Source organism: Streptomyces akebiae, from assembly GCF_019599145.1.
Taxonomy (GTDB): Bacteria; Actinomycetota; Actinomycetes; order Streptomycetales; family Streptomycetaceae; genus Streptomyces; species Streptomyces akebiae.
This window is the reverse complement of sequence record NZ_CP080647.1, coordinates 9,950,015-9,969,030: the sequence shown is the minus strand read 5'-3', so window position 1 is coordinate 9,969,030 and position 19,016 is coordinate 9,950,015. Positions and strand designations below refer to the sequence as shown.

At 71.1% G+C, this 19,016-nt stretch carries 22 protein-coding genes; 12 read left to right on the top strand and 10 right to left on the bottom strand.

Features of this window, described 5'->3' with window-relative positions:
• Positions 1–27: 27 nt before the first annotated feature.
• Both K1J60_RS43175 and K1J60_RS43170 read right to left on the bottom strand, forming a co-directional pair.
• Positions 28–1,335 (bottom strand): MFS transporter, encoded by a 1,308-nt coding sequence (locus tag K1J60_RS43175; protein ID WP_220650993.1) that lies wholly within the window; start codon positions 1,333–1,335, stop codon positions 28–30.
• A gap of 187 nt (positions 1,336–1,522) precedes the next feature.
• On the bottom strand, positions 1,523–2,128 hold the full coding sequence (locus tag K1J60_RS43170; RefSeq protein WP_398684131.1) for a LysE/ArgO family amino acid transporter: 606 nt from the start codon (positions 2,126–2,128) through the stop codon (positions 1,523–1,525).
• 78 nt (positions 2,129–2,206) lie between these two features.
• Between K1J60_RS43170 and K1J60_RS43165 the strand changes: the two genes are divergently transcribed.
• Positions 2,207–3,115, top strand: a complete 909-nt coding sequence (locus tag K1J60_RS43165) for a LysR family transcriptional regulator ArgP (protein ID WP_220650991.1) — start codon at positions 2,207–2,209, stop codon at positions 3,113–3,115.
• A 60-nt stretch (positions 3,116–3,175) separates the two neighbouring features.
• Here K1J60_RS43165 and K1J60_RS43160 read toward each other — a convergent pair whose 3' ends face one another.
• Complete coding sequence (locus K1J60_RS43160; protein ID WP_220650990.1) at positions 3,176–3,859, bottom strand: NUDIX domain-containing protein; 684 nt, start codon at positions 3,857–3,859, stop codon at positions 3,176–3,178.
• Positions 3,860–3,962: 103 nt separating this feature from the next.
• Between K1J60_RS43160 and K1J60_RS43155 the strand changes: the two genes are divergently transcribed.
• Both K1J60_RS43155 and K1J60_RS43150 read left to right on the top strand, forming a co-directional pair.
• Positions 3,963–4,637, top strand: coding sequence for an AIM24 family protein (locus tag K1J60_RS43155; RefSeq protein ID WP_220650989.1), 675 nt, complete (start codon positions 3,963–3,965; stop codon positions 4,635–4,637).
• A gap of 69 nt (positions 4,638–4,706) precedes the next feature.
• A complete protein-coding gene (locus K1J60_RS43150; RefSeq protein ID WP_220650988.1) occupies positions 4,707–5,336 on the top strand; it encodes an alpha-ketoglutarate-dependent dioxygenase AlkB in 630 nt (209 codons plus the stop codon).
• Between the two features lie 232 nt (positions 5,337–5,568).
• Here K1J60_RS43150 and K1J60_RS43145 read toward each other — a convergent pair whose 3' ends face one another.
• The gene (locus K1J60_RS43145) at positions 5,569–6,780 is read right to left on the bottom strand and encodes an FAD-dependent monooxygenase (protein WP_220650987.1); all 1,212 of its coding nucleotides are present in this window, start codon (positions 6,778–6,780) and stop codon (positions 5,569–5,571) included.
• 338 nt (positions 6,781–7,118) lie between these two features.
• Between K1J60_RS43145 and melC1 the strand changes: the two genes are divergently transcribed.
• The 3 genes from melC1 (at position 7,119) to K1J60_RS43130 (ending at position 8,941) form a co-directional block, all read left to right on the top strand.
• A complete protein-coding gene (melC1, locus tag K1J60_RS43140) occupies positions 7,119–7,502 on the top strand; it encodes an apotyrosinase chaperone MelC1 (protein WP_220650986.1) in 384 nt (127 codons plus the stop codon).
• Positions 7,503–7,564: 62 nt separating this feature from the next.
• Positions 7,565–8,389, top strand: coding sequence for a tyrosinase MelC2 (gene melC2, locus K1J60_RS43135; RefSeq protein ID WP_220650985.1), 825 nt, complete (start codon positions 7,565–7,567; stop codon positions 8,387–8,389).
• Positions 8,390–8,488: 99 nt separating this feature from the next.
• Positions 8,489–8,941, top strand: a complete 453-nt coding sequence (locus K1J60_RS43130) for an SRPBCC family protein (protein ID WP_220650984.1) — start codon at positions 8,489–8,491, stop codon at positions 8,939–8,941.
• A 33-nt stretch (positions 8,942–8,974) separates the two neighbouring features.
• Here K1J60_RS43130 and K1J60_RS43125 read toward each other — a convergent pair whose 3' ends face one another.
• Both K1J60_RS43125 and K1J60_RS43120 read right to left on the bottom strand, forming a co-directional pair.
• On the bottom strand, positions 8,975–9,700 hold the full coding sequence (locus tag K1J60_RS43125) for a ribonuclease H family protein (protein WP_220650983.1): 726 nt from the start codon (positions 9,698–9,700) through the stop codon (positions 8,975–8,977).
• A 35-nt stretch (positions 9,701–9,735) separates the two neighbouring features.
• Entirely contained in the window at positions 9,736–10,545 is an 810-nt protein-coding gene (locus K1J60_RS43120) for a VOC family protein (protein WP_220650982.1), read from the bottom strand.
• A gap of 206 nt (positions 10,546–10,751) precedes the next feature.
• On the opposite strand from K1J60_RS43120, the gene K1J60_RS43115 reads away from it, so the two are divergent.
• The 3 genes from K1J60_RS43115 (at position 10,752) to K1J60_RS43105 (ending at position 13,069) form a co-directional block, all read left to right on the top strand.
• Positions 10,752–11,222, top strand: coding sequence for a DUF6153 family protein (locus tag K1J60_RS43115; protein ID WP_220650981.1), 471 nt, complete (start codon positions 10,752–10,754; stop codon positions 11,220–11,222).
• Between the two features lie 87 nt (positions 11,223–11,309).
• Positions 11,310–11,987 (top strand): DUF3105 domain-containing protein, encoded by a 678-nt coding sequence (locus tag K1J60_RS43110; RefSeq protein ID WP_220650980.1) that lies wholly within the window; start codon positions 11,310–11,312, stop codon positions 11,985–11,987.
• Between the two features lie 122 nt (positions 11,988–12,109).
• Positions 12,110–13,069, top strand: coding sequence for an SGNH/GDSL hydrolase family protein (locus K1J60_RS43105; RefSeq protein WP_220650979.1), 960 nt, complete (start codon positions 12,110–12,112; stop codon positions 13,067–13,069).
• A 49-nt stretch (positions 13,070–13,118) separates the two neighbouring features.
• On the opposite strand, the gene K1J60_RS43100 is transcribed toward K1J60_RS43105, so the two are convergent.
• On the bottom strand, positions 13,119–14,147 hold the full coding sequence (locus tag K1J60_RS43100; protein ID WP_220650978.1) for a TerC family protein: 1,029 nt from the start codon (positions 14,145–14,147) through the stop codon (positions 13,119–13,121).
• Positions 14,148–14,296: 149 nt separating this feature from the next.
• A complete protein-coding gene (locus K1J60_RS43095) occupies positions 14,297–14,788 on the bottom strand; it encodes a VOC family protein (protein WP_220650977.1) in 492 nt (163 codons plus the stop codon).
• 221 nt (positions 14,789–15,009) lie between these two features.
• Here K1J60_RS43095 and K1J60_RS43090 point away from each other — a divergent pair, with 221 nt between their 5' ends.
• Together K1J60_RS43090 and K1J60_RS43085 are read left to right on the top strand one after the other, a co-directional pair.
• Entirely contained in the window at positions 15,010–15,666 is a 657-nt protein-coding gene (locus tag K1J60_RS43090; protein WP_220650976.1) for an ATP-dependent Clp protease proteolytic subunit, read from the top strand.
• Positions 15,666–16,268 (top strand): ClpP family protease, encoded by a 603-nt coding sequence (locus K1J60_RS43085; protein ID WP_220650975.1) that lies wholly within the window; start codon positions 15,666–15,668, stop codon positions 16,266–16,268. Before K1J60_RS43090 ends, K1J60_RS43085 begins: the two co-directional genes overlap by 1 nt.
• 38 nt (positions 16,269–16,306) lie before the next feature.
• Here the strand turns inward: K1J60_RS43085 and K1J60_RS43080 are convergent, their stop codons facing one another.
• The gene (locus K1J60_RS43080; RefSeq protein ID WP_220650974.1) at positions 16,307–16,678 is read right to left on the bottom strand and encodes a helix-turn-helix domain-containing protein; all 372 of its coding nucleotides are present in this window, start codon (positions 16,676–16,678) and stop codon (positions 16,307–16,309) included.
• Positions 16,679–16,758: 80 nt separating this feature from the next.
• Entirely contained in the window at positions 16,759–17,340 is a 582-nt protein-coding gene (locus K1J60_RS43075; RefSeq protein ID WP_259408179.1) for a DinB family protein, read from the bottom strand.
• Positions 17,341–17,525: 185 nt separating this feature from the next.
• Between K1J60_RS43075 and K1J60_RS43070 the strand changes: the two genes are divergently transcribed.
• A complete protein-coding gene (locus tag K1J60_RS43070; protein WP_220650972.1) occupies positions 17,526–18,998 on the top strand; it encodes an FG-GAP-like repeat-containing protein in 1,473 nt (490 codons plus the stop codon).
• Positions 18,999–19,016: the final 18 nt, after the last annotated feature.

The following is a 19,016-nucleotide window of genomic DNA, read 5'->3' as shown; positions in this document are numbered from 1 at the left end:
CGTACGAAAGAGCGGTCTGCCGATCGGTCAGATCCGGTACCGCCGCAGTGCCGGTGTTGCCGTCGCCAGGAGCAGTACGGCCGCCATGACCAGCAGGCCGCCGCCGGCGACGGCCGTACGGGTGCCGAAGGCTGCCCCCGCCGTGCCGTGCAGCACGTCGGCGAGGCGGGGGCCGCCGGCCACGACCACGGTGAACACGCCCTGCATGCGGCCGCGCATCTCGTCGGTCGCGGCGGAGAGCAGGATGGCGCCGCGGAAGACCATCGAGACCATGTCGGCGACTCCGGCGACGACGAGGAACACCACGGCGAACCACAGGCCGGCGCTCAGTCCGAAGCCCGTGATGGCCGCGCCCCAGGCCATGACGGCCACGATGACCATCAGTCCGTGCCGGCGGGAGCGGGAGAAGGTGCCCGACATCAGGCCGCCGACGACGGCCCCGATGGGGATCGCGGCGAACAGCAGGCCGAGGGCGAATCCCTCGCCGTAGGACGCGTACGTGGTGGCGGCCAGCTGCGGGAAGAGGGCGCGGGGCATGCCCAGGACCATGGCGATGATGTCGGCGAGGAAGGACAGCAGGAGCACCTTGTGCAGGGCGATGTAACGGAAGCCCGCGACCACCTCCCGCAGGCCGGCCCGCTTGGCCGTGGCGTTGTCCAGGGGCGGCAGGGAGGGCAGCCGGTACACGGCCCAGAGGGTGACGCAGAGGGCCAGCGCGTCGATGAGGTACAGCTCGGCCAGGCCGATCACCGGGATGAGGGCACCCGCGAGCAACGGTCCGGCCACCAGGCCGAGTTGCATCACGGTCGAGCCGAGCGCGGCGGCCGCCGGCAGTTCCTCGGCGGGGACCAGTCGGGCCACGGAGGCGTTGCGGGCGGGTGAGTTGAGGCCGAAGAACGCCTGTTGGAGGGCGAGCAGGGCCATCAGCGTCCACACGGATTCGAGGCCGATGACGGCCTGCACCCAGAACAGCACGGAGGTGACGGCGATGCCGGTGTTGGTGACGAGCAGCAGCGTGCGGCGGTCGACGCTGTCGGCGACCGCGCCGCCCCAGAGCGCGAAGACCACCAGGGGCAGCAGTCCGGCGAGGCCGGCGTAGCCGACCCAGGCGGAGGAGCCCGTGATGTCGTAGATCTGTTTGGGGACCGCGACGGCCGTCAGCTGGCTGCCGACGGCGGTGACGATGGTCGAGGACCACAGGCGCCGGTAGGCCGGCCGGCGCAGCGGCCGGGTGTCCATCGCCCATCGGCGCCGGCCCTTTCGGGGTGGCGCCGATGGATCGTCCTCCGGTGCGGTGTCGTCGCCGGTGCTGCTCTGGGTGGTGTCCACGGGCATCCTGATGCTCGATACATCTTTCGATACGGGCACCACTATCGCGGAGATCACCGGCGCCGGGACAGGCGATTTCGCCGCTGTCTCACATGCTGTCGCCGCACCCCCGCACACCTGTACCCCCGCACCCCCGCGCGCCAGCACTCCCGCACCCCCGCGCGCCCATGGCCCCGGCCGCGTCCGCCGTGGCTCAGGCCCCGGCGATCAGCATTCCGCCGAGTACGAGCATCGTCACCGCGACCAGGCCGTCGAGGACCCGCCAGGCGGACGGACGGGCCAGGAAGCGGCTGAGCAGCCGGGCGCCGAACCCCAGGGCGGCGAACCAGCAGAGGCTGGCGAGGCCGGCGCCGAGGCCGAAGGTCCAGCGCAGCGGCCCGTGGTCGGAGGCTATGGAGCCGACCAGGAACACGGTGTCCAGGTAGACGTGCGGGTTGAGCCAGGTCAGCGCCAGACAGGTGAGGACGGCACGGCGCCGTGAGCCCGCCGATCCGCTCTCCGCGCGCAGCGCGTCGTCACCGGGCCGCAGTACGCGGCGGGCGGCCAGTGCACCGTAGACCAGGAGGAAGCCGCCGCCGACCAGGGCGACCGCCTTCAGTGCGCCGGGCCAGGCGACGACCACCGCGCCGACCCCGGCGACGCCGAGGGCGATCAGCAGCGCGTCGGAGAGGGCGCAGATGACGACGACCGGGAGCACCGCGTCGCGGTGCAGGCCTTGGCGGAGGACGAAGGCGTTCTGGGCGCCGATGGCGACGATGAGGGAGAGACCGGTGCCGAAACCGGCCGCGAGGGCTGTCATTTCACTGAACACACCCACGACGCTAGGAAACGCACCGCCTTGCGTACAGCTAAAGATTCTTACGTATCATTAGCAACTGTGATGTCTCAGCTTCCGCTCGATCTGGTGCGCACCCTGCTCGCCGTGGTGGACGAGGGCACGTTCGACGCGGCGGCGGGCGCCCTGCATGTGACGCCGTCGGCGGTCAGCCAGCGGGTCAAGGCGCTGGAGCAGCGGGTCGGCCGGGTCCTGCTGGTCCGGGAGAAGCCGGTGCGGCCGACGGAGTCCGGTGAGGTGGTCGTCCGGTTCGCGCGCCAGCTGGCCCGTCTCGAACACGACGCGCACGCCGCGCTCGGGATGACGGGCGCCGGGGAGAGCACGCGTGTGTCGATCGCGGTGAACGCCGACTCGCTGGCCACCTGGTTCCTGCCCGCCCTGACCCGGGTGCCGGAGGAACTGCGCCCCTGTTACGAACTGCTCCGGGAGGACGAGCAGCACACGGCCCGGCTGCTGCGCGAGGGGCTCGTGATGGCGGCGGTCACCTCGGCGCCGGACGCCGTGGCCGGCTGCTCGGTCCGGCCGCTCGGCCGAATGCGGTACCGGCCGTGCGCCACGCCCGCCTTCGCGGAGCGGTGGCTCGGCGTCGGATCGGGCGCACCGCTGCGGGACCTGATCGCCGACGCGCCGGTGGTGTTCTTCGACCGGCGCGACGAGTTCCAGGACGCCTTCGTCCGCCGGCTGACGCGGGGCCGCCCGGCGAGCGCCCGTCGGCACTACGTACCGACCTCGGAGGGTTTCGTCGACGCCGTGGCCGCCGGCATGGGCTGGGGCATGGTGCCCGCCACCCAGGCCGAACGGCTGCTCGACGTCGGCGCGCTCGTCGACCTGGCACCGGAGCGGTCCATGGACGCCCAGCTGTTCTGGCAGCAGTGGAAGCTCGACTCCCCCGCGCTGACGGCCGTGGCGGAGGCGGTCGCCGCGGAGGCCGCCGAGGCGCTCGACCCCTGACCGGCGTGCCGCCGGTCGGCGCCTCGGCCGAGCCCGCGCGCTCGGGCCGCGCCCTTGCCCTCAGGTGCCGGTCCCGGCGCCGAACGGCCCGTCCAGCGCCGCCCATTGGAGCAGCATGATGGTCTTGGCGTCGGCGATCTCCCCGCTGCGGATCATCTCCAGGGCGCGACGGAAGGGCAGTTCGACGAGTTCGATGTCCTCTCCCTCCTCGTCGAGGCCACCGCCCTCGTGGGTACGGGTCGACGGGCCGTACGGGGCGGCGAAGAAGCTGACGCGTTCGGTGACCGAGCCGGGGCTCATGTAGATGTCGAAGACGTGCTGGATCTCGCCGATGGTGTGTCCGGTCTCCTCGACGACCTCGCGCCGCACGGCGACCTCGGGGTGCTCGTCCTCCTCGTCGAGCAGGCCGCCCGGCGTCTCGACGAGCATCCCGTCGGGGTGGCCGTTGACGTACACCGGGTAGCGGAACTGCCTGGTGAGCAGCACGGTTTCGCGTTCGGTGTCGTAGAGCAGGACGGTGGCGCCGTTGCCCCGGTCGTGCGTCTCGCGCTCCTGCGTGCTCCAGGTGCCGTCGGCGCGCTGGAAGTCGAAGGTCGTCGTGCGCTCCACGTACCAGTGGCTGGACAGCAGGCGCACGTCCCGCACTCTGACGCGCGGGTTGCCGGTCAGGTCCCGGCCGGTGCGGTCGAGCCCGGTGCGGCCCCGGCGGTCGGGGAGGTCGACGCCGACAGTCTTGTTGTTCATGGGTCCGCTTCTACCATCGCGGTCGAGATGTTGTCAGGTTCCCCAATTCGCCTGCTGCGCGCGTCGCTTGGCGGAACAGGGCAGTCCGGTACAGCATGCCCGTATGAAGAGCGATCTTTTCTCCAACGAGAACATGGTCCAGCCGGCGTACGCGCCGGGAATGAGCGTCCAGAACGCCAAGTCGATCAAGTACGCGGTCAACGGCGAGATGCTCGCCCGGCAGGGCGCGATGATCGCCTTCCGGGGGAACCTGCAGTTCGAACGCAAGGGCCAGGGCATGGGCGGCATGCTCAAGCGCGCGGTCACCGGGGAGGGGCTGGCGCTGATGGCGGTGCGCGGTCAGGGCGAGGCCTGGTTCGCGCACGAGGCGCAGAACTGTTTCATCGTCGACATCGAGCCGGGCGACGTGTTCACCGTCAACGGCCGCAACGTCCTGTGTTTCGACTCGTCGCTGTCGTACGAGATCAAGACGGTGAAGGGCGCCGGCATGACCGGTGGCGGCCTGTTCAACAGCGTCTTCACGGGGCAGGGGAAGCTGGGTCTCGTCTGTGACGGCAATCCGCTGGTCATCCCGGTCTCGCCGCAGCTGCCCGTGTTCGTCGACACGGACGCGGTGGTGGGCTGGACGGCCCATCTCTCCACCTCGCTGCACCGCTCCCAGTCCTTCGGCTCGATGATCCGCGGCGGCTCCGGGGAGGCCGTGCAGCTGAAGCTGGAGGGTGAGGGCTTCGTGGTCGTGCGGCCGAGCGAGGTGACTCCGCAGGCCCAGCAGCACTGAGTCGACGGACGACGAGAGGGAGCACCGCCAGAGCGAACAGATTTTCGAATCTGGAGGTACGCTGCATGTATGGCCACGCACCTCCAGGGCTCCCTCTTCGACCAGTCCGACGACCTCCACCTCGGCCCCCTCGACGGGCTGCGCCGACGTGAGCTGGGCGCCGGGGCCTGGGTCGACGTACTGCCCGGGTGGCTCGGCGGCGCGGACGCGCTGTTCACGCAGCTCGCCGAGGAGGTGCCGTGGAAGGCGGAGCGGCGGCAGATGTACGAGCAGGTCGTGGACGTCCCGCGCCTGCTCGCCCACTACGGCCCCGAGGACACCCTCCCGCACCCCCTTTTGGACGAGGCCCGGGAGGCGCTGTCCGCGCACTACGGCTCCGAGCTCGGTGAACCGTTCGCCACGGCGGGGCTCTGCTTCTACCGCGACGGCCGGGACAGTGTGGCCTGGCACGGCGACCGGATCGGGCGGGGCGCCCGGGAGGACACGATGGTGGCCATCCTGTCCGTGGGCGACCCCCGCGATCTGGCCCTGCGCCCGCACGGCGGCGGTGGACAGACCCTGCGCTTCCCGCAGGGCCACGGCGACCTGATCGTGATGGGCGGCTCCTGCCAGCGCACCTGGGACCACGCGGTGCCCAAGTCGACGCGGGCGGTGGGGCCGCGCATCAGCATCCAGTTCCGGCCGCGAGGCGTCCGCTAGGGGGTGTTTCGAAAGTCCTGTGCGGTGCCCGCGGTGTCCGGTGCGTGCTCTCGGCGTGCCGGACGAAAGCCCTCGTACTGGACTCACTTGGGGTTTCGGCCGGTGCGGCGGTGGGGGTCCCTCCCGCTCGAGCGGAGCCGAGAGTGGGGGAGCGTGCCGGGCGCCGTGGGTGCTGTGCGGGACTTTCGAAACACCCCCTAGCGGCCCACCCCGGAAGGCCGGCCGCCGTCGGCTACTTCCGTCCGGCGAGAACCCTCGACTGCGACGACCGGGCCAGCTTCGGGCCCAGCCAGCGCTTGAGACGGCGCAGGGCCTCCAGTCGGCCGGCCGCGCGGTCGAGGCGGTAGTAGAGCTGCGGCGGCACGTAGGGCAGCAGCGGGGAGTGCCGTTGGCCGAGGAGCGCGAACATCTGCTCCGGCGGGAGGTCGATGTACCGCTGGATGTTCTCGTACCACTGGGCGCTGTGCCGGGCCGCGCTCTGCAGCCGGAGGAGGTCGGACTTGCGCCGTCCCTCGTACGCGGCGAGCGCCGCCTCCGTGTCCGGGTGGGCGCCGAGGGCCTCGGCCAGGCAGATGGCGTCCTCCAGAGCGAGCGTGGTGCCCGCGCCGATGGAGTAGTGCGTGGTGTGGGCGGCGTCGCCGAGCAGGACCAGGTTGCCGTGGTGCCAGGTGCGGTTGGTCAGGGTGCGGAAGGTGAGCCACCGGGCGGTGCCGTCGCCCTGGTCCCGGCCCAGCAGCGGGTGGCCGTCCAGGATGTCGGCGAAGAGCTTCTCCAGCAGGGCCAGCCCGTCGGCCTCGCTCAGGCGGTCCAGGCCCAGGCCGCTCAGCGTCCTCGGGGAGCACTCGATGACACACGTGCTCTGCTCGTCGCTGAACGGATAGGCGTAGGCCCAGATCCAGCCGTGGTCGGTCTCCTGGAAGGAGAAGGTGAAGGCCTCGTGGACCTTGGTCGTGCCCAGCCAGATGTAGGTGTTGCGGCCGACTGTGATGTCGCTGCCGAACCGGTCGGCGTACCTCTCGCGCACCGTGCTGTTGACTCCGTCGCCCGCGACGACGAGGTCGGCGTCCGGCAGGGCGTCGGCCGTGATCTCGTCCTCGTACTCCACCCGGACGCCGAGGGCGCGGGCCCGGTCGGCGAGCAGTTCGAGCAGGCGGCGCCTGCCGATGCCGAAGCCGTCGTCGCCGGGCTGGACGGTCCTGCGGTCGCGGACGTGCGCCACCCCGCTGTTCCAGGTGACGGAGTTCTCGCTGATGGCGAGGGCCGTCTCGGGGTCCTTCTCGCGGAGCTTGTCCAGCAGTTCGGACCAGTAGGTGACGCCCCAGCCGTAGGTCGACCCGGCCGGGTTCCGTTCATGGACGGTGATGTCGTGTGACGGGTCCTGCCGCTTCATCAGGATCGAGAAGTACAGGCTTGCGGGTCCGCCGCCGACGCACGCGATCTTCACGCACACTCCCATTTCGCTGCGCAAAGCGATCAATTGACCACGAAGAGTAGCAGTGTGTGTGCGCTCTGGATTCACGCCACTTTGCCCGCGTGACGTCGGCCACGCACTCCCCACCCGCACCGCAAGATCATCGGCGCCGTCGCCGCGACGGGGCGGAATTTCTCCCTCCACCCTCGCTCGCGGGGCCGCCACAGCAAGATCATCTTTGTTCAACCTTGTACGACATGTACGCGATTGTCCTGATCATGGCCAACCGGTTTCCTGCGATTTCTCCGGCCCCACAGCGGGTGGATAGGTATGACGAGTCATCAATCACCCCTTTCCCAGGAGGTCTTCGCATGCCCGACATCACCCGCCGCCACGCTCTCGGGGCCGCGGCAGCCCTCGCCGTGACCGTCGGAGCCCCGCTCACCGCGGCGGCCGCGGACGGCCACCGCAGCCACGAGGAGCACGGCGGCCACGACGGCCACCAGGACCTCCAGGCCTTCGACGAGGTCTACCGGGGCCGCCTGATACAGGGCCACGCGACCGAGGGCGGCGGACACCACCACGGCGCCGGGTACGCGGTGTTCGTCGACGGGGCGGAGCTGCACGTGATGCGGAACGCCGACGGCAGCTGGATCAGCGTGGTCAGCCACTACTCCCCCGTGCCGACACCCCGCGCGGCCGCCCGCGCGGCGGTCGACGAACTCCAGGGCGCCCGCCTGGTCCCCTTCAACTGACCCGCGCCCGCACACGCACACGCACACGCACCACCGGTAACACCGCAAGGAGCCGCAGAGCCATGACCACACGCAAGAACCAGGCGACCCTGACCGCCGAGGAGAAGCGGCGCTTCGTCGACGCGCTGATCGCGCTGAAGCGCTCCGGCCGCTACGACGAGTTCGTCACGACCCATAACGCGTTCATCCTCGGCGACACGGACAACGGCGAGCGCACCGGCCACCGTTCGCCGTCCTTCCTGCCCTGGCACCGCAGATTCCTGCTGGAGTTCGAACGGGCCCTGCAGTCCGTGGACTCCACGGTCGCCCTGCCCTACTGGGACTGGACGGCCGACCGGACGGCGCGCTCCTCCCTGTGGGCGCCGGACTTCCTGGGCGGCACCGGGCGCAGCCGCGACGGGCGGGTGATGGACGGGCCGTTCGCGGCGTCCACCGGGAACTGGCCGATCAACGTGCGCATCGACGGCCGCACCTACCTGCGCCGCTCCCTCGGCAGCGCGGTGCGGCAGTTGCCGACCCGGGCCGAGGTGGACTCGGTGCTCGCGATGTCCACGTACGACATGGCGCCCTGGAACAGCGCCTCGGACGGTTTCCGCAATCACCTGGAGGGCTGGCGGGGCGTGAACCTCCACAACCGGGTGCACGTCTGGGTGGGAGGTCAGATGGGCACCGGGGTCTCCCCCAACGACCCGGTGTTCTGGCTGCACCACGCGTTCGTCGACAAGCTGTGGGCCGACTGGCAGCGGCTGCACCCGAACTCGGCGTACCTCCCGGCAGCCGGGACGCCGAACGTGGTCGACCTGAACGAGACCATGAAGCCGTGGGACGACACGACCCCGGCGGCGCTGCTGGACCACACCCCGCACTACACGTTCGACGCGGCCTGAGGACGTTGATCCGTCGGGGACCTGGGTACCCGCGCCGGACGCGGCCGGGGCGACCCGGACGCGACCGCGACAGAACCGATGATGTGAGGGAGGCGCCCGATGACCCAGATCGAGGAGTCGGTCGAGGTCCAGGTCCCCGTGCGGACCGCCTACAACCAGTGGACGCAGTTCGAGACGTTCCCCGAGTTCATGAGCGGGGTCGAGCGGATCGAGCAGCGGTCGGACACGCTCACGCACTGGGTGACCAAGGTGGACGGCGTGCAGCGGGAGTTCGACGCGGAGATCACCGAGCAGATCCCCGACGAGCGGGTGGCCTGGACGACCGTCTCGGGTGAGGCCCGGCAGTCCGGTGTCGTCACCTTCCACCACCTCGCCGAGGGGCGCACCAAGGTGATGCTGCAGATGGAGTTCCAGCCGGAGGGCCCCGCCGAGAAGGTCGCCGACAAGCTGGGCGTCGTGAAGCGGCAGACCAAGGGCGACCTGACGCGCTTCAAGAAGTTCATCGAGGAGCGCGGCGGGGAGACCGGGGAGTGGCGCGGCACCGTCGTGTGACGCGCACGCCCTTCCCCCGGCGTCCGCCCGGAGTTACTCGGCCCCGGCCGTCGCCGCCGTACGGCACTCCGGGTGGCCCCAGCCCTGGTCGTTCTTGGCGATGGGTTCACCCGCGGCATACGGGCGGCCGCACTGGCAGCGGCCGGGGAACTTCGCCTTGATGGTGCGGGACGAGGAGGACGAGCCGCTACGGCCGCCGGCCCCGCCCGGCCTCCCGGACTTCCTCGCCGGCGCGCGGCGGGCCGGGACCGTGTCGGGCGCGGCCGGCGGTTCCGGGGAGCCCAGCTCGGTGCCGGCGGGCTCCTGGACGGTGGCCGCCTGGCTCGCCGCGCGGTCGGCGAAGTCGTTCAGACGGTCGCCGTCGACCTGGTGGGCGGGGACGTAGCGGAACTCCACGGCGCGTCCGGCGAGCAACTCGTCGATACGGACCACGAGTTCCTGGTTGGCGACCGGCTTGCCGGCGGCCGTGCGCCAGCCGTTGCGCTTCCAGCCGGGCAGCCAGGTGGTGACCGCCTTCATCGCGTACTGGGAGTCCATCCGGATCTCGATCGGGACGGCCGGGTCGGTGGCCGCCAACAGCCGCTCCAGCGCGGTGAGTTCGGCGACGTTGTTGGTGGCCCTGCCCAGCGGCCCGGCCTCCCAGCGCGCAGGGATCTCATCGTCCTCGGCCACCACCCAGGCCCAGCCCGCCGGCCCGGGGTTTCCCTTGCAGGCTCCGTCGCAGGCGGCCACAACACGTTCCGACATGGGCTCGATCATGCCATGCGCGCGTTCCCGTCCGTGCCCGTGTCCGCTCAGTCGACGTCCTTGAGCTCCGGCATCTCGCCCTGCGTGTTGGTGATGTCGATGACCGAGAACGACGCGCCCTGCGGGTCGCTGAGCGCGGCGAAGCGGCCGAAGGGGGTGTCCATCGGGCCGAAGCGCAGGACACCGCCCAGCTTGGTGGCCTTGGCGACCGCGTCGTCGCAGTCGGGGACGGTGAAGTACACGTTGATGTACGAGGGCACCTCGGGCGGGAAGTCCTCCGCCGTCATCTTCATCCGGCCGAGCAGCGGGCCCTGCCCCAGGTCGAAGACGCGGAAGTCCATGTGCGGGTTGTCGGGGTCGTCCATCCGCTTGGACCGGTAGGAGAAGACGGCCGGGAAGAACGCGTCGGACTTCTCCGGCTCCCGGGTGAAGATCTCGGCCCAGATGTACGCGCCGGGCACACCCATCGCCTCGAAGCCCTGGTGGACGCCGGCCTGCCAGCCACCGAAGACGACGCCGTCCGGGGATCGGGCCAGCAGCATGGAGCCGAAGTCGCCGACGCGCATCGGCTCCATCAGCACCTCGCCGCCGTTGTCGCGGACCTTCGCGGCGGTGGCGTCCACGTCGGACGTGGCGAAGTACAGGCACCAGGCGGACTGGCCCTCCTGTCCGGGCATCGGCGGGACGACCGCGGCCACCGCCTTGCCGTCCGCGTACGCCTGCGTGTAGTTGCCGTACTCGGAGGACGACTCGCCGAACGTCCAGCCCAGGACCTCGCCGTAGAAACTCTTGGCGCCCTCGACGTCGCTGAACATCGCGTCGACCCAACAGGGCGCTCCCTCGGGGTGTGCGGCCATGGCTGCCACTCTCCTCGGTTCGACAGGTGGTTCCCGGCTCTCACGCTAGCCAGGACGGGTCCCGGTCGCCCGCCGAACGGGACGGACCGCGTGAAACCGGTACGAGTTCCGTGGGGCGGGGCCACGGCCGTGCGTCGTCTGATAATTTCAGCGGCGCTCGCACTCCCGTTCGCCTCGACTCGTGACTCGACTCGTGAGGTGCCGCCATGTCCGGCCGACCGTTCCCCCGTACGGCGCTGCCGTGCGCCCGGGGCCGGACGGCACGCCTCCTGCTCGTGGCCGCGCTCGCCCTGACCACGTTCCTGTTGTTCTGCGCGGGCTCGCCTCCGGGCGAGGCGCCCGAGCGGCGTCCGCAGGCGCTCTCCGCGGGGCCGGCGGCGGAGCGACCGGTGGAGGGGCGACCGGCGGCGGAGGGGCAATCGGCGGTGGGCCGCTCGGTCACCGCGCGGACGGGTCATGTGGAGCGCGACCCATGCGGCCACAGCCCCGGCGAGCACGACTGCCACTCCCCCGACCCGGCCGCGGTGCTGGGCCATATGCCGCTGCCGGGCGCCGATCACACCGCCGCGCCCTGGCAGCCCGCGCCGGCCCCGGCCGCGGTCGCACCGGACGACTCACGGGAGCCGGGGCGGGCCCGCCCTCCCGATCTCCACGAACTGCAGTTGCTCCGCGTCTAGGCCGATCACCGGCCGTGACGACACCCCCTCAGACGACTCGCAGGACCGCCGTGCCCCGTGCGGGCACGGCCGGGAGAAGGACACCCCATGGCTTCATCCAAGTCCAAGGCCAACAACGGCGCGCCGAAGGGCAAGAGCAACAGCCCCAAGGCCAGGGAGGCGGCGCGGCGCGCCCGCGTCGAGGAGATACGCAAGGCGGAGCAGGCCCGTGAGCGGCGCATGCGGCTGCTCACCCTCGGCGTCACCGGTGTGATCCTCGCCGGTCTGGTCGGCGGCGGCTGGTACCTGATCGACGCCGCGCAGGAGAAGGAGGAGGCGAAGGCCGCGCCGGTCGAGGGCGTGAAGAGCTGGTCGAAACTCACCCAGAACCACGTCTCCGAGACCGTCGACTACAAGATGAGCCCGCCCGTGGGCGGCGACCACAACCAGGTGTGGGTCAACTGCGACAAGCAGGTGTACACCAAGGCCGTGCCGAACGAGAACGCGGTGCACGCGCTGGAGCACGGCGCCGTCTGGATCACCTACAACGACAAGGCGGCGAAGGCGGACGTCGAGTCGCTGACGGGCCTCGTGAACAAGACGACGTACACCTTCATGAGCCCCTACGAGGACCAGTCGTCGCCCATCGTGCTGAGCGCCTGGGAGCACCAGCTGAAGGTGGACAAGGCGTCCGACCCGCGCGTGCAGAAGTTCCTCGACAAGTACGTGCAGGGCGAGCAGACACCGGAGCCGGGTGCGGCGTGCACGGGTGGCATGACCCCGTGAGCTGACGGAGCGTGGGCGTCCGGCCGGACCGGACGCCCTCATGGCCGACACGGGTCTTCCGCCCCGCGTCGGGCTGTGCTTGCCTGGGGAGCCATTTCGGTGATCGGGGCGGGAGTCGCCGTATGCGCAAGCAGTGGATCGTGGGAGTGGCGGGGGCCGTGGTCGCCGGGCTGCTGCTCGGCGCGTGCGGGGATCCGGAGTCCGCACCGGACCAGGCGCCGCCGTCGGCCGCCGCACCGGACCCGTCGTCGACCACGCACCGGCGCGCCGCCACGGCACCCCCCGGCGACGACGTCGACCCGGACGGCAGCGGCGGCACCGGGGCGGCGAAGCCCGCGCCCGAGGTGCTCTATCTCGGGGACTCCCTCGCCATGGAGAACCAGACTGTCCTCGGCGACCTGTTGAAGGACGACCTCGACGCCCGCTACACCAGCGCCCCCTACTCGGGCACCACCCTGTGCGACTACCTGGAGGGCACCACCGACCGGTCGCTCGTCCCGCCGCGGGACAAGGCGGCCGCCCTGGTGCGGCGGCTGCGCCCGGACTATGTGGTCCTGCAGTTCTGGGGGAACGCCTGGGACTACACGCCCTGCATGGACGGAGTCACCTACGGCAAGGCCCGCGCCGAGTACTTCCGGCGGTACACGGCCGCGGCCGAGCAGCTCACCGACCAGATCGCGAACGCGGGCGGTGAGCACCGGCCGACGATCGTGTGGGTGCTCCAGGGCCCGGACCCGATGACCCCGGACCGGGTCCGGCGGGTGAACGCCCTGTACGCGAAGCAGGCCGAGGCCTCCGGTGATCTGGTCGCGGACGCCGGCAAGGCCGTCAGCCCGGCCGCCGACCGCTACACCTGGACCCAGTACCTGCCGTGCACCGCCTACGAACGCGAGCACGACGGCTACTGCACCCAGCCCGGCCGGGGCCGCACCGCGCTCCACCACGACGAGGACTACCTGCACTTCTGTCTGGCGCCGACGACGTCGAAGCCGAAGCCGTGCCCGGTGCGGTCCCCGGGGATCACGCGGATGGCCCGGGAGATCACCCGGGCCATCGCCGACGCGCGTACCGACGGGGCCTAGCCAGTGCCGCGACAGGCAACGTTCGCCCCGTCGCGGCACTAGGTCCTTCTCAGACCCGCTGGGACGTGGACTCGTCGTCGTCCGTGTCCTTCCCGTGCGCCGCCCGCGTCGCCGACGCGGCGGCCGCCTCCGCCTCCTGCTGCCTCTTCGACGCCCACAGGCTCGTCACCGTGGTCACCGCGAGGACCAGGACGATGAAGCCGAGGGAGAAGGGGATGGAGATCTCCGGGACGTGGACGCCGGACTCGTGCAGCGCGTGCAGGACGAGTTTGACGCCGATGAAGCCGAGGATGATCGACAGGCCGTAGGAGAGGTGGACGAGCTTCTTCAGCAGGCCGCCGATGAGGAAGTACAGCTGGCGCAGGCCCATCAGGGCGAACGCGTTGGCGGTGAAGACGATGTACGGGTCCTGGGTGAGGCCGTAGATCGCCGGGATGGAGTCGAGGGCGAAGAGGACGTCCGTGGAGCCGATGGCGAGCATCACGACGAGCATCGGCGTCATGACGCGCTTGCCGTTCTCCTCGATCCACAGCTTGGTGCCGTGGTAGCGGTCGGCCACCCCGAAGCGCTTCTCCACCGCCTTGAGGAGTTTGTTCTCCTCGTACTCCTCCTCGTGGCTGTCCTTGCGGGCGTCCTCGACCAGCTTCCAGGCGGTGTAGATCAGGAACGCGCCGAAGATGTAGAAGACCCAGGAGAAGCTGGAGATGATCGCCGCGCCCGCCGCGATGAAGATCGCGCGGAGCACCAGTGCCATCAGGACGCCGACCATCAGCACGCGCTGCTGGTACTGCGAGGGCACCGCGAACTTCGCCATGATCAGGACGAAGACGAAGAGGTTGTCGACGCTCAGGGACTTCTCGGTGATGAAGCCCGCGAAGAACTCCCCCGCGGGCCTGCCCCCGCCGACGGCGAGCACGCCCAGGCCGAACGCGATGGCCAGGGCGATCCAGACAGCCGACCAGATGCCGGCCTCCTTGATCGACACATCGTGGGGTTTGCGGCCGATGAAGAAGTCGACGGCGACCAGTACGCACAGAGCGACGACGGTCAGCAGCCAGGTGGTCAGGGAGACGTTCACTGTTCCTCCGGGTAACAGGGTGGTGCTCGGGAAAGCCTCACCGGCGTCCTTCGCATCTGCTACCCGGCGCAGGTAAAGAATGGTCGAAATCCCCGCGCGTTCCCTGGTGGGAGGGCCTGTTGGGGAGCCTCCCACCAGGGTCGAGCAGTTCACGGGGTCGACTGCTCGCCCGCGTAGGCCTTCTCCAGCGCGGCAAGGTCGAACTTGCCCATCGCCATCATGGCCGCCGTCGCGCGGGACGCCTTCCGCGGGTCGGAGTCGCTGATCATCTCGATGAGGGCGGTGGGCACGACCTGCCAGGAGACCCCGAACCGGTCCTTGAGCCAGCCGCAGGGGCCGGGCTCGCCGCCTTCGGTGAGGCTGTTCCAGTAGTAGTCGATCTCGTCCTGGTCGGCGCAGAGGATCTGGAAGGAGATGGCCTCGGTGAACTTGAACTCCGGGCCCCCGTTCAGCGCCACGAACCGCTGGCCGTTGGCCACGAACTCCACGGTCAGCACCGAGCCGGCCGGCTGGGGCGCGCCCTCGCCGTAGTGCGTGACCCGGCCGAGCCGGGAGTTCTTGAAGACCGAGACGTAGTGGGCGGCCGCCTCCTCGGCCTGACCGTCGAACCACAGGCAGGTGGTGAATCCTTCGTTGGACATGTGTGCCTCCTCCGGCGGGGTGTGTCGTCTCCTGTGTCGACCGATCCTGGTCCGGAAACTCATCGGTGGCGCGGACACGCGTTGCGCCGGGTGGGGGCGAGACGGCGGCGCTCTGCTGTCGGCGAATCTGCCGTGGGCAGAGAAACGCCAGGTGAGGGGCGTTTCCTGGGGAGGGTGGAGACAGCGGCCACCGCGGTCGCGTTCACCCACAGGGAGGAACCGTGGCTCCACTGACGACCGGCCGGGCCCCGCTGCTCGCCCCGCGCGCGGAGGAGGGCGACACCTCGCCGTCGCGCTTCGACGACCATCTCGCCGCGCAGCTGCTCGCGCAGCGGATCGTCTTCCTCGGCACCCAGGTCGACGAGGTCTCCGCGAACCGGGTCTGCGCCCAGTTGCTGCTGCTGTCGGCGGAGGACCCGCGCACCGACATCAGCCTCTACATCAACAGTCCCGGGGGGTCGGTGACGGCGGGCCTCGCCATCTACGACACGATGCGGCTGATCCCGAACGACGTGTCCACGCTGGCGATGGGGTTCGCGGCGAGCATGGGCCAGTTCCTGCTGAGCGTCGGCGCGCACGGCAAGCGGTTCGCGCTGCCCAACGCGCGGATCATGATGCACCAGCCGTCGGCCGGCATCGGCGGCACCACCGCCGACATCGAGATCCAGGCGGAGAACCTGGAGTTCACCAAGCGCGCCATCGAGCGGATCACCGCGGAGCACACCGGGCAGACCGAGGAGACGGTCTCCCGGGACGGCGACCGCGACCGCTGGTTCACGGCCGAACAGGCCCGGGAGTACGGGATGGTCGACCGGGTCGTCGAGTCGCTCGACGACGTACGGCCGGCGTCCTCGCGTCGACGGATGGGACTGCAGTGATGGGGACGTACACGATTCCGAACGTGGTCGAGCGGACCGCGCAGGGCGAGCGGTCCTACGACGTCTTCAGCCGGCTGCTGTCCGAGCGGATCGTCTTCCTCGGTACGGAGATCGACGACGGGGTGGCGAACGTCGTCATCGCGCAGCTGCTTCATCTGGAGGCGGCCATGCCGGACCGGGAGATCTCCGTCTACATCAACTCACCCGGGGGCTCGTTCACTTCACTGATGGCGATCTACGACACGATGTCGTACGTCCGCGCGCCGATCTCGACCCTCTGCGTGGGGCAGGCGGCCTCGACGGCGGCGGTGCTGCTGGCGGGCGGGGACCCCGGGCGGCGGTTCGTGCTGGAGCACGCGCGGGTGCTGCTGGGGCAGCCGGCGAGCGGGGGCCGTCAGGGAACGGTCTCCGACCTCGCCCTCCAGGCCAAGGAGATGGTGCGCATCCGGGCGCAGGTCGAGCGGGTGCTCGCGCGGCACACGGGACGCGAAGTGGCGGAACTGCGGGCCGACATGGATCGGGACAAGGTGTTCACGGCGGAGGAGGCGGTGGGGTACGGGCTGGCGGACGAGGTGTTGAGTCGGCGGCCGGTGGCGGTCTGAGGCCCGCGCCCCGTCAGGGGCGCGGGGCGGGAGCTCTGTCAGGCCGCCAGGCACAGGCTGTTGTGCGGTGCGGTGGATGTCCTGCGGGACCGGGCGGTGGGCCGGGCCAGTTCCCGCTGAGCCAGCGACAGCAGGTCGCCCAGGCCCAGGCCCAGGGCCTGGGCGGCTGCCGCGAGGACCTCCGACGATGCCTCCTTGCGGCCGCGTTCCACCTCCGAGAGGTACGGCATCGAGATACGGGCCGCGTCGGCGACGTCCTTCAGGGTGCGCTCCTGGGCCAGGCGCTCGCGCCGGAGCACGTCGCCGACGAGGTCGCGCCACAGGGGTTCCTTGGCGGGTGGGCCGGTCGGCGGGGCCGCGGCCGGGCGCAGGGGGATGACTCGGGCTTCGTTCGACGCGTGTTGGCTCACTTCTCCAGCCTAGGAACGGCGTGCGGGAGGGGAAGGGGGTGGCGTTCCGCCCTGAGGGAAATCCGGTTCCGCGCCGGGTGTCACTGGCCGATGCGGCCGTCGACGCGTTCGCGCAGGAAGTCGGCGTGGCCGTTGTGGCGGGCGTACTCCTCGATCAGATGGACCAGCACCTCGCGGAGGGCGATGGGCTCGCCGTCGTGATGTCCGGTGACGGCCAGATCGGGGGCGGCCGCCACGAAGCGCTCGGCGAAGTCGACTTCGGCGCGCCAGGTCCGCCAGGCGTCGGCGACGGCCTCGGGGTCGGCCACGGCTTCGTCGAAGTCCGCGTCGGGGTTGTCGCCGGCTCGGTAGTGGCGTGGCTCCGGCCGGCCGGCCAACGCCTCGCGGAACCAGTACTGTTCCACGCCTGCCAGGTGGCGTACGAGTCCGAGCAGCGACATGTTCGACGGCGGCACCGAGCGGCGGGCCAGCGCCTCGGCGTCGAGGCCCGCGCACTTCAGCTCCAGGGTGAGCCGCTGGTTGCGGAGGTACCCGACGAGCGTGGCCCGTTCCCCTTCGAAGCCTCCCTCCGCGCGCGGGTCGTCCTCGGGGCCGACGAAGCGGTCGCCCCAGCCGGGTTTCCGCTCGAGCAGGGGCTGTTCGTTCCCACCTGGGTCAGTCATGCGGAGGAGCATCGGTGGTCACCGCCTCGGCGCGCCACCCCTTTTCCCCCGGCCGATCCTTGTCGTCGCTCCCGACCGCACAACCCTTGCCCCTCTTCCGTCGTCAAACAGGGCGCCGGAGAAGGAACGGGCCCTTTCCGGACACCCCCGCGCTGCCCGGCCGTTCTTACTGGTTGGAGCCGTACATGCGCAAGAACCGCTCGACTGCCCTCGCGGCAGCCACTTTTCTTATCGTCTCGGGTGCGGTGATCGCCACCGCTCCGTCCGCGTACGCGGGGGTGCCCGGCAGTACCCAGGCCAGTGACCGCAACAGCGACTTCAACGGCGACGGGTACGAGGACGTGCTGGTCGGCGCGCCCGGTGCCACGGTCAGCGGCAGGAGCGGCGCGGGGCTGGTGACCGTGCAGTACGGCTCGGCCAGAGGCATCGGCACCGGCGACGTGGCCCGGTTCAGCCAGTCGACCTCCGGGGTCGCGGGCGCGGCCGAGGCGGGCGACGGCTTCGGCCGGGCGGTGGCCACCGGCGACCTGGACGGCGACGGGTTCGACGACGCGGTGGTCGGCATTCCCGGCGAGGACCTCGGCACCGTGAAGGACGCGGGCGGGGTGGCCGTCCTGTGGGGCTCGAAGGCCGGCCTCAAGGGCACCGCGAGCGACTGGCTGGAGACCCAGGAACCCGCCGCCGGCGAGCAGTTCGGCCTCGGCCTCGCCGCCGCGCGCTTCACCGCCGAGACGGACGGGGACCTCCTCGCCGTCCTCGACGGGTACGACGTGGAACTGTTCGCGTACGACGAGGCGACCCGCGCCTCGATGCGCCGTGAGACCACCCGGCGACTCGACACGAAGTCCGCCGAGGCCCGCCGTATCGCGGCCAAGTCCCTGACCACCGGCGACTACGACAAGAACGGCTTCGCCGACCTCGTCGTGTCGGGACTCAGCGTCGGTGACGAACCCGGTCACGGCTGGTCCACGTATCTGTCGGGGAACGCCGACGGGCTGAAGTACGAGCGTGATCTGCGGGGCGGTCCGGTCGCGGCGTCCGGCGACATCAACGGCGACGGGTACGACGACCTGGTGACCGGTGAGCCGAACTCCCCGGACGACCAGCCCGGCGAGACCATGACGGGCGGTCTGGTGGGCGTACGGCTGGGCGGGCCGGACGGGCCGGCGGCCGAGCCGGACTGGTGGGTGCAGGACTCCCCCGGTGTGCCCGGTGTCGCGGAGGCCGGTGACGGCTGGGGCTCGGACCTGTCGGTCGCGGACACCGACGGGGACGGCTACGCGGACGTGGCGATCGGGGCCGCGGGCGAGGACATCGGCGCGGTGAAGGACGCCGGCGCCGTGTGGGTGCTGCGCGGCTCGGCCTCCGGGCCGACCTCGACGGGCGCCCGGTCGTGGGACCAGAACTCGGCGGACGTGCCGGGCGCGGCCGAGAAGGGCGACAAGTGGGGCGCCCAGGTCCGGCTGACCGACCCGAACGGCGACGGCCGCTTCGGGCTGCTGGCCGCCGCGCCGGGCGAGAACACCGGCGACGGGCATGTCTGGGTGCTCTCGGCGGGCGCGGGCGGCATCACGGCGTCGGGGTCGTGGACGTACAACGCCGCTTCGCTCGGGGCGCCTTCCGTGGACGCGCTGTTCGGGTCGGCGATCGACGAGTGAGGCGTACGGCCCGGGGGC

What these genes read in the sequence shown, in the direction of transcription:
- K1J60_RS43130 (WP_220650984.1), top strand. Translation starts at nt 8,489, where the DNA reads ATGACCCAGATCGAGGAGTCGGTCGAGGTCCAGGTCCCCGTGCGGACC.
- K1J60_RS43105 (WP_220650979.1), top strand. Translation starts at nt 12,110, where the DNA reads ATGCGCAAGCAGTGGATCGTGGGAGTGGCGGGGGCCGTGGTCGCCGGG.
- K1J60_RS43150 (WP_220650988.1), top strand. Translation starts at nt 4,707, where the DNA reads ATGGCCACGCACCTCCAGGGCTCCCTCTTCGACCAGTCCGACGACCTC.
- K1J60_RS43155 (WP_220650989.1), top strand. Translation starts at nt 3,963, where the DNA reads ATGAAGAGCGATCTTTTCTCCAACGAGAACATGGTCCAGCCGGCGTAC.
- K1J60_RS43160 (WP_220650990.1), bottom strand. Translation starts at nt 3,859, where the DNA reads ATGAACAACAAGACTGTCGGCGTCGACCTCCCCGACCGCCGGGGCCGC.
- K1J60_RS43075 (WP_259408179.1), bottom strand. Translation starts at nt 17,340, where the DNA reads ATGACTGACCCAGGTGGGAACGAACAGCCCCTGCTCGAGCGGAAACCC.
- K1J60_RS43115 (WP_220650981.1), top strand. Translation starts at nt 10,752, where the DNA reads ATGTCCGGCCGACCGTTCCCCCGTACGGCGCTGCCGTGCGCCCGGGGC.
- K1J60_RS43120 (WP_220650982.1), bottom strand. Translation starts at nt 10,545, where the DNA reads ATGGCCGCACACCCCGAGGGAGCGCCCTGTTGGGTCGACGCGATGTTC.
- melC2 (WP_220650985.1), top strand. Translation starts at nt 7,565, where the DNA reads ATGACCACACGCAAGAACCAGGCGACCCTGACCGCCGAGGAGAAGCGG.
- K1J60_RS43125 (WP_220650983.1), bottom strand. Translation starts at nt 9,700, where the DNA reads ATGATCGAGCCCATGTCGGAACGTGTTGTGGCCGCCTGCGACGGAGCC.
- K1J60_RS43170 (WP_398684131.1), bottom strand. Translation starts at nt 2,128, where the DNA reads ATGACAGCCCTCGCGGCCGGTTTCGGCACCGGTCTCTCCCTCATCGTC.
- K1J60_RS43085 (WP_220650975.1), top strand. Translation starts at nt 15,666, where the DNA reads ATGGGGACGTACACGATTCCGAACGTGGTCGAGCGGACCGCGCAGGGC.
- K1J60_RS43070 (WP_220650972.1), top strand. Translation starts at nt 17,526, where the DNA reads ATGCGCAAGAACCGCTCGACTGCCCTCGCGGCAGCCACTTTTCTTATC.
- K1J60_RS43175 (WP_220650993.1), bottom strand. Translation starts at nt 1,335, where the DNA reads ATGCCCGTGGACACCACCCAGAGCAGCACCGGCGACGACACCGCACCG.
- K1J60_RS43095 (WP_220650977.1), bottom strand. Translation starts at nt 14,788, where the DNA reads ATGTCCAACGAAGGATTCACCACCTGCCTGTGGTTCGACGGTCAGGCC.
- K1J60_RS43110 (WP_220650980.1), top strand. Translation starts at nt 11,310, where the DNA reads ATGGCTTCATCCAAGTCCAAGGCCAACAACGGCGCGCCGAAGGGCAAG.
- melC1 (WP_220650986.1), top strand. Translation starts at nt 7,119, where the DNA reads ATGCCCGACATCACCCGCCGCCACGCTCTCGGGGCCGCGGCAGCCCTC.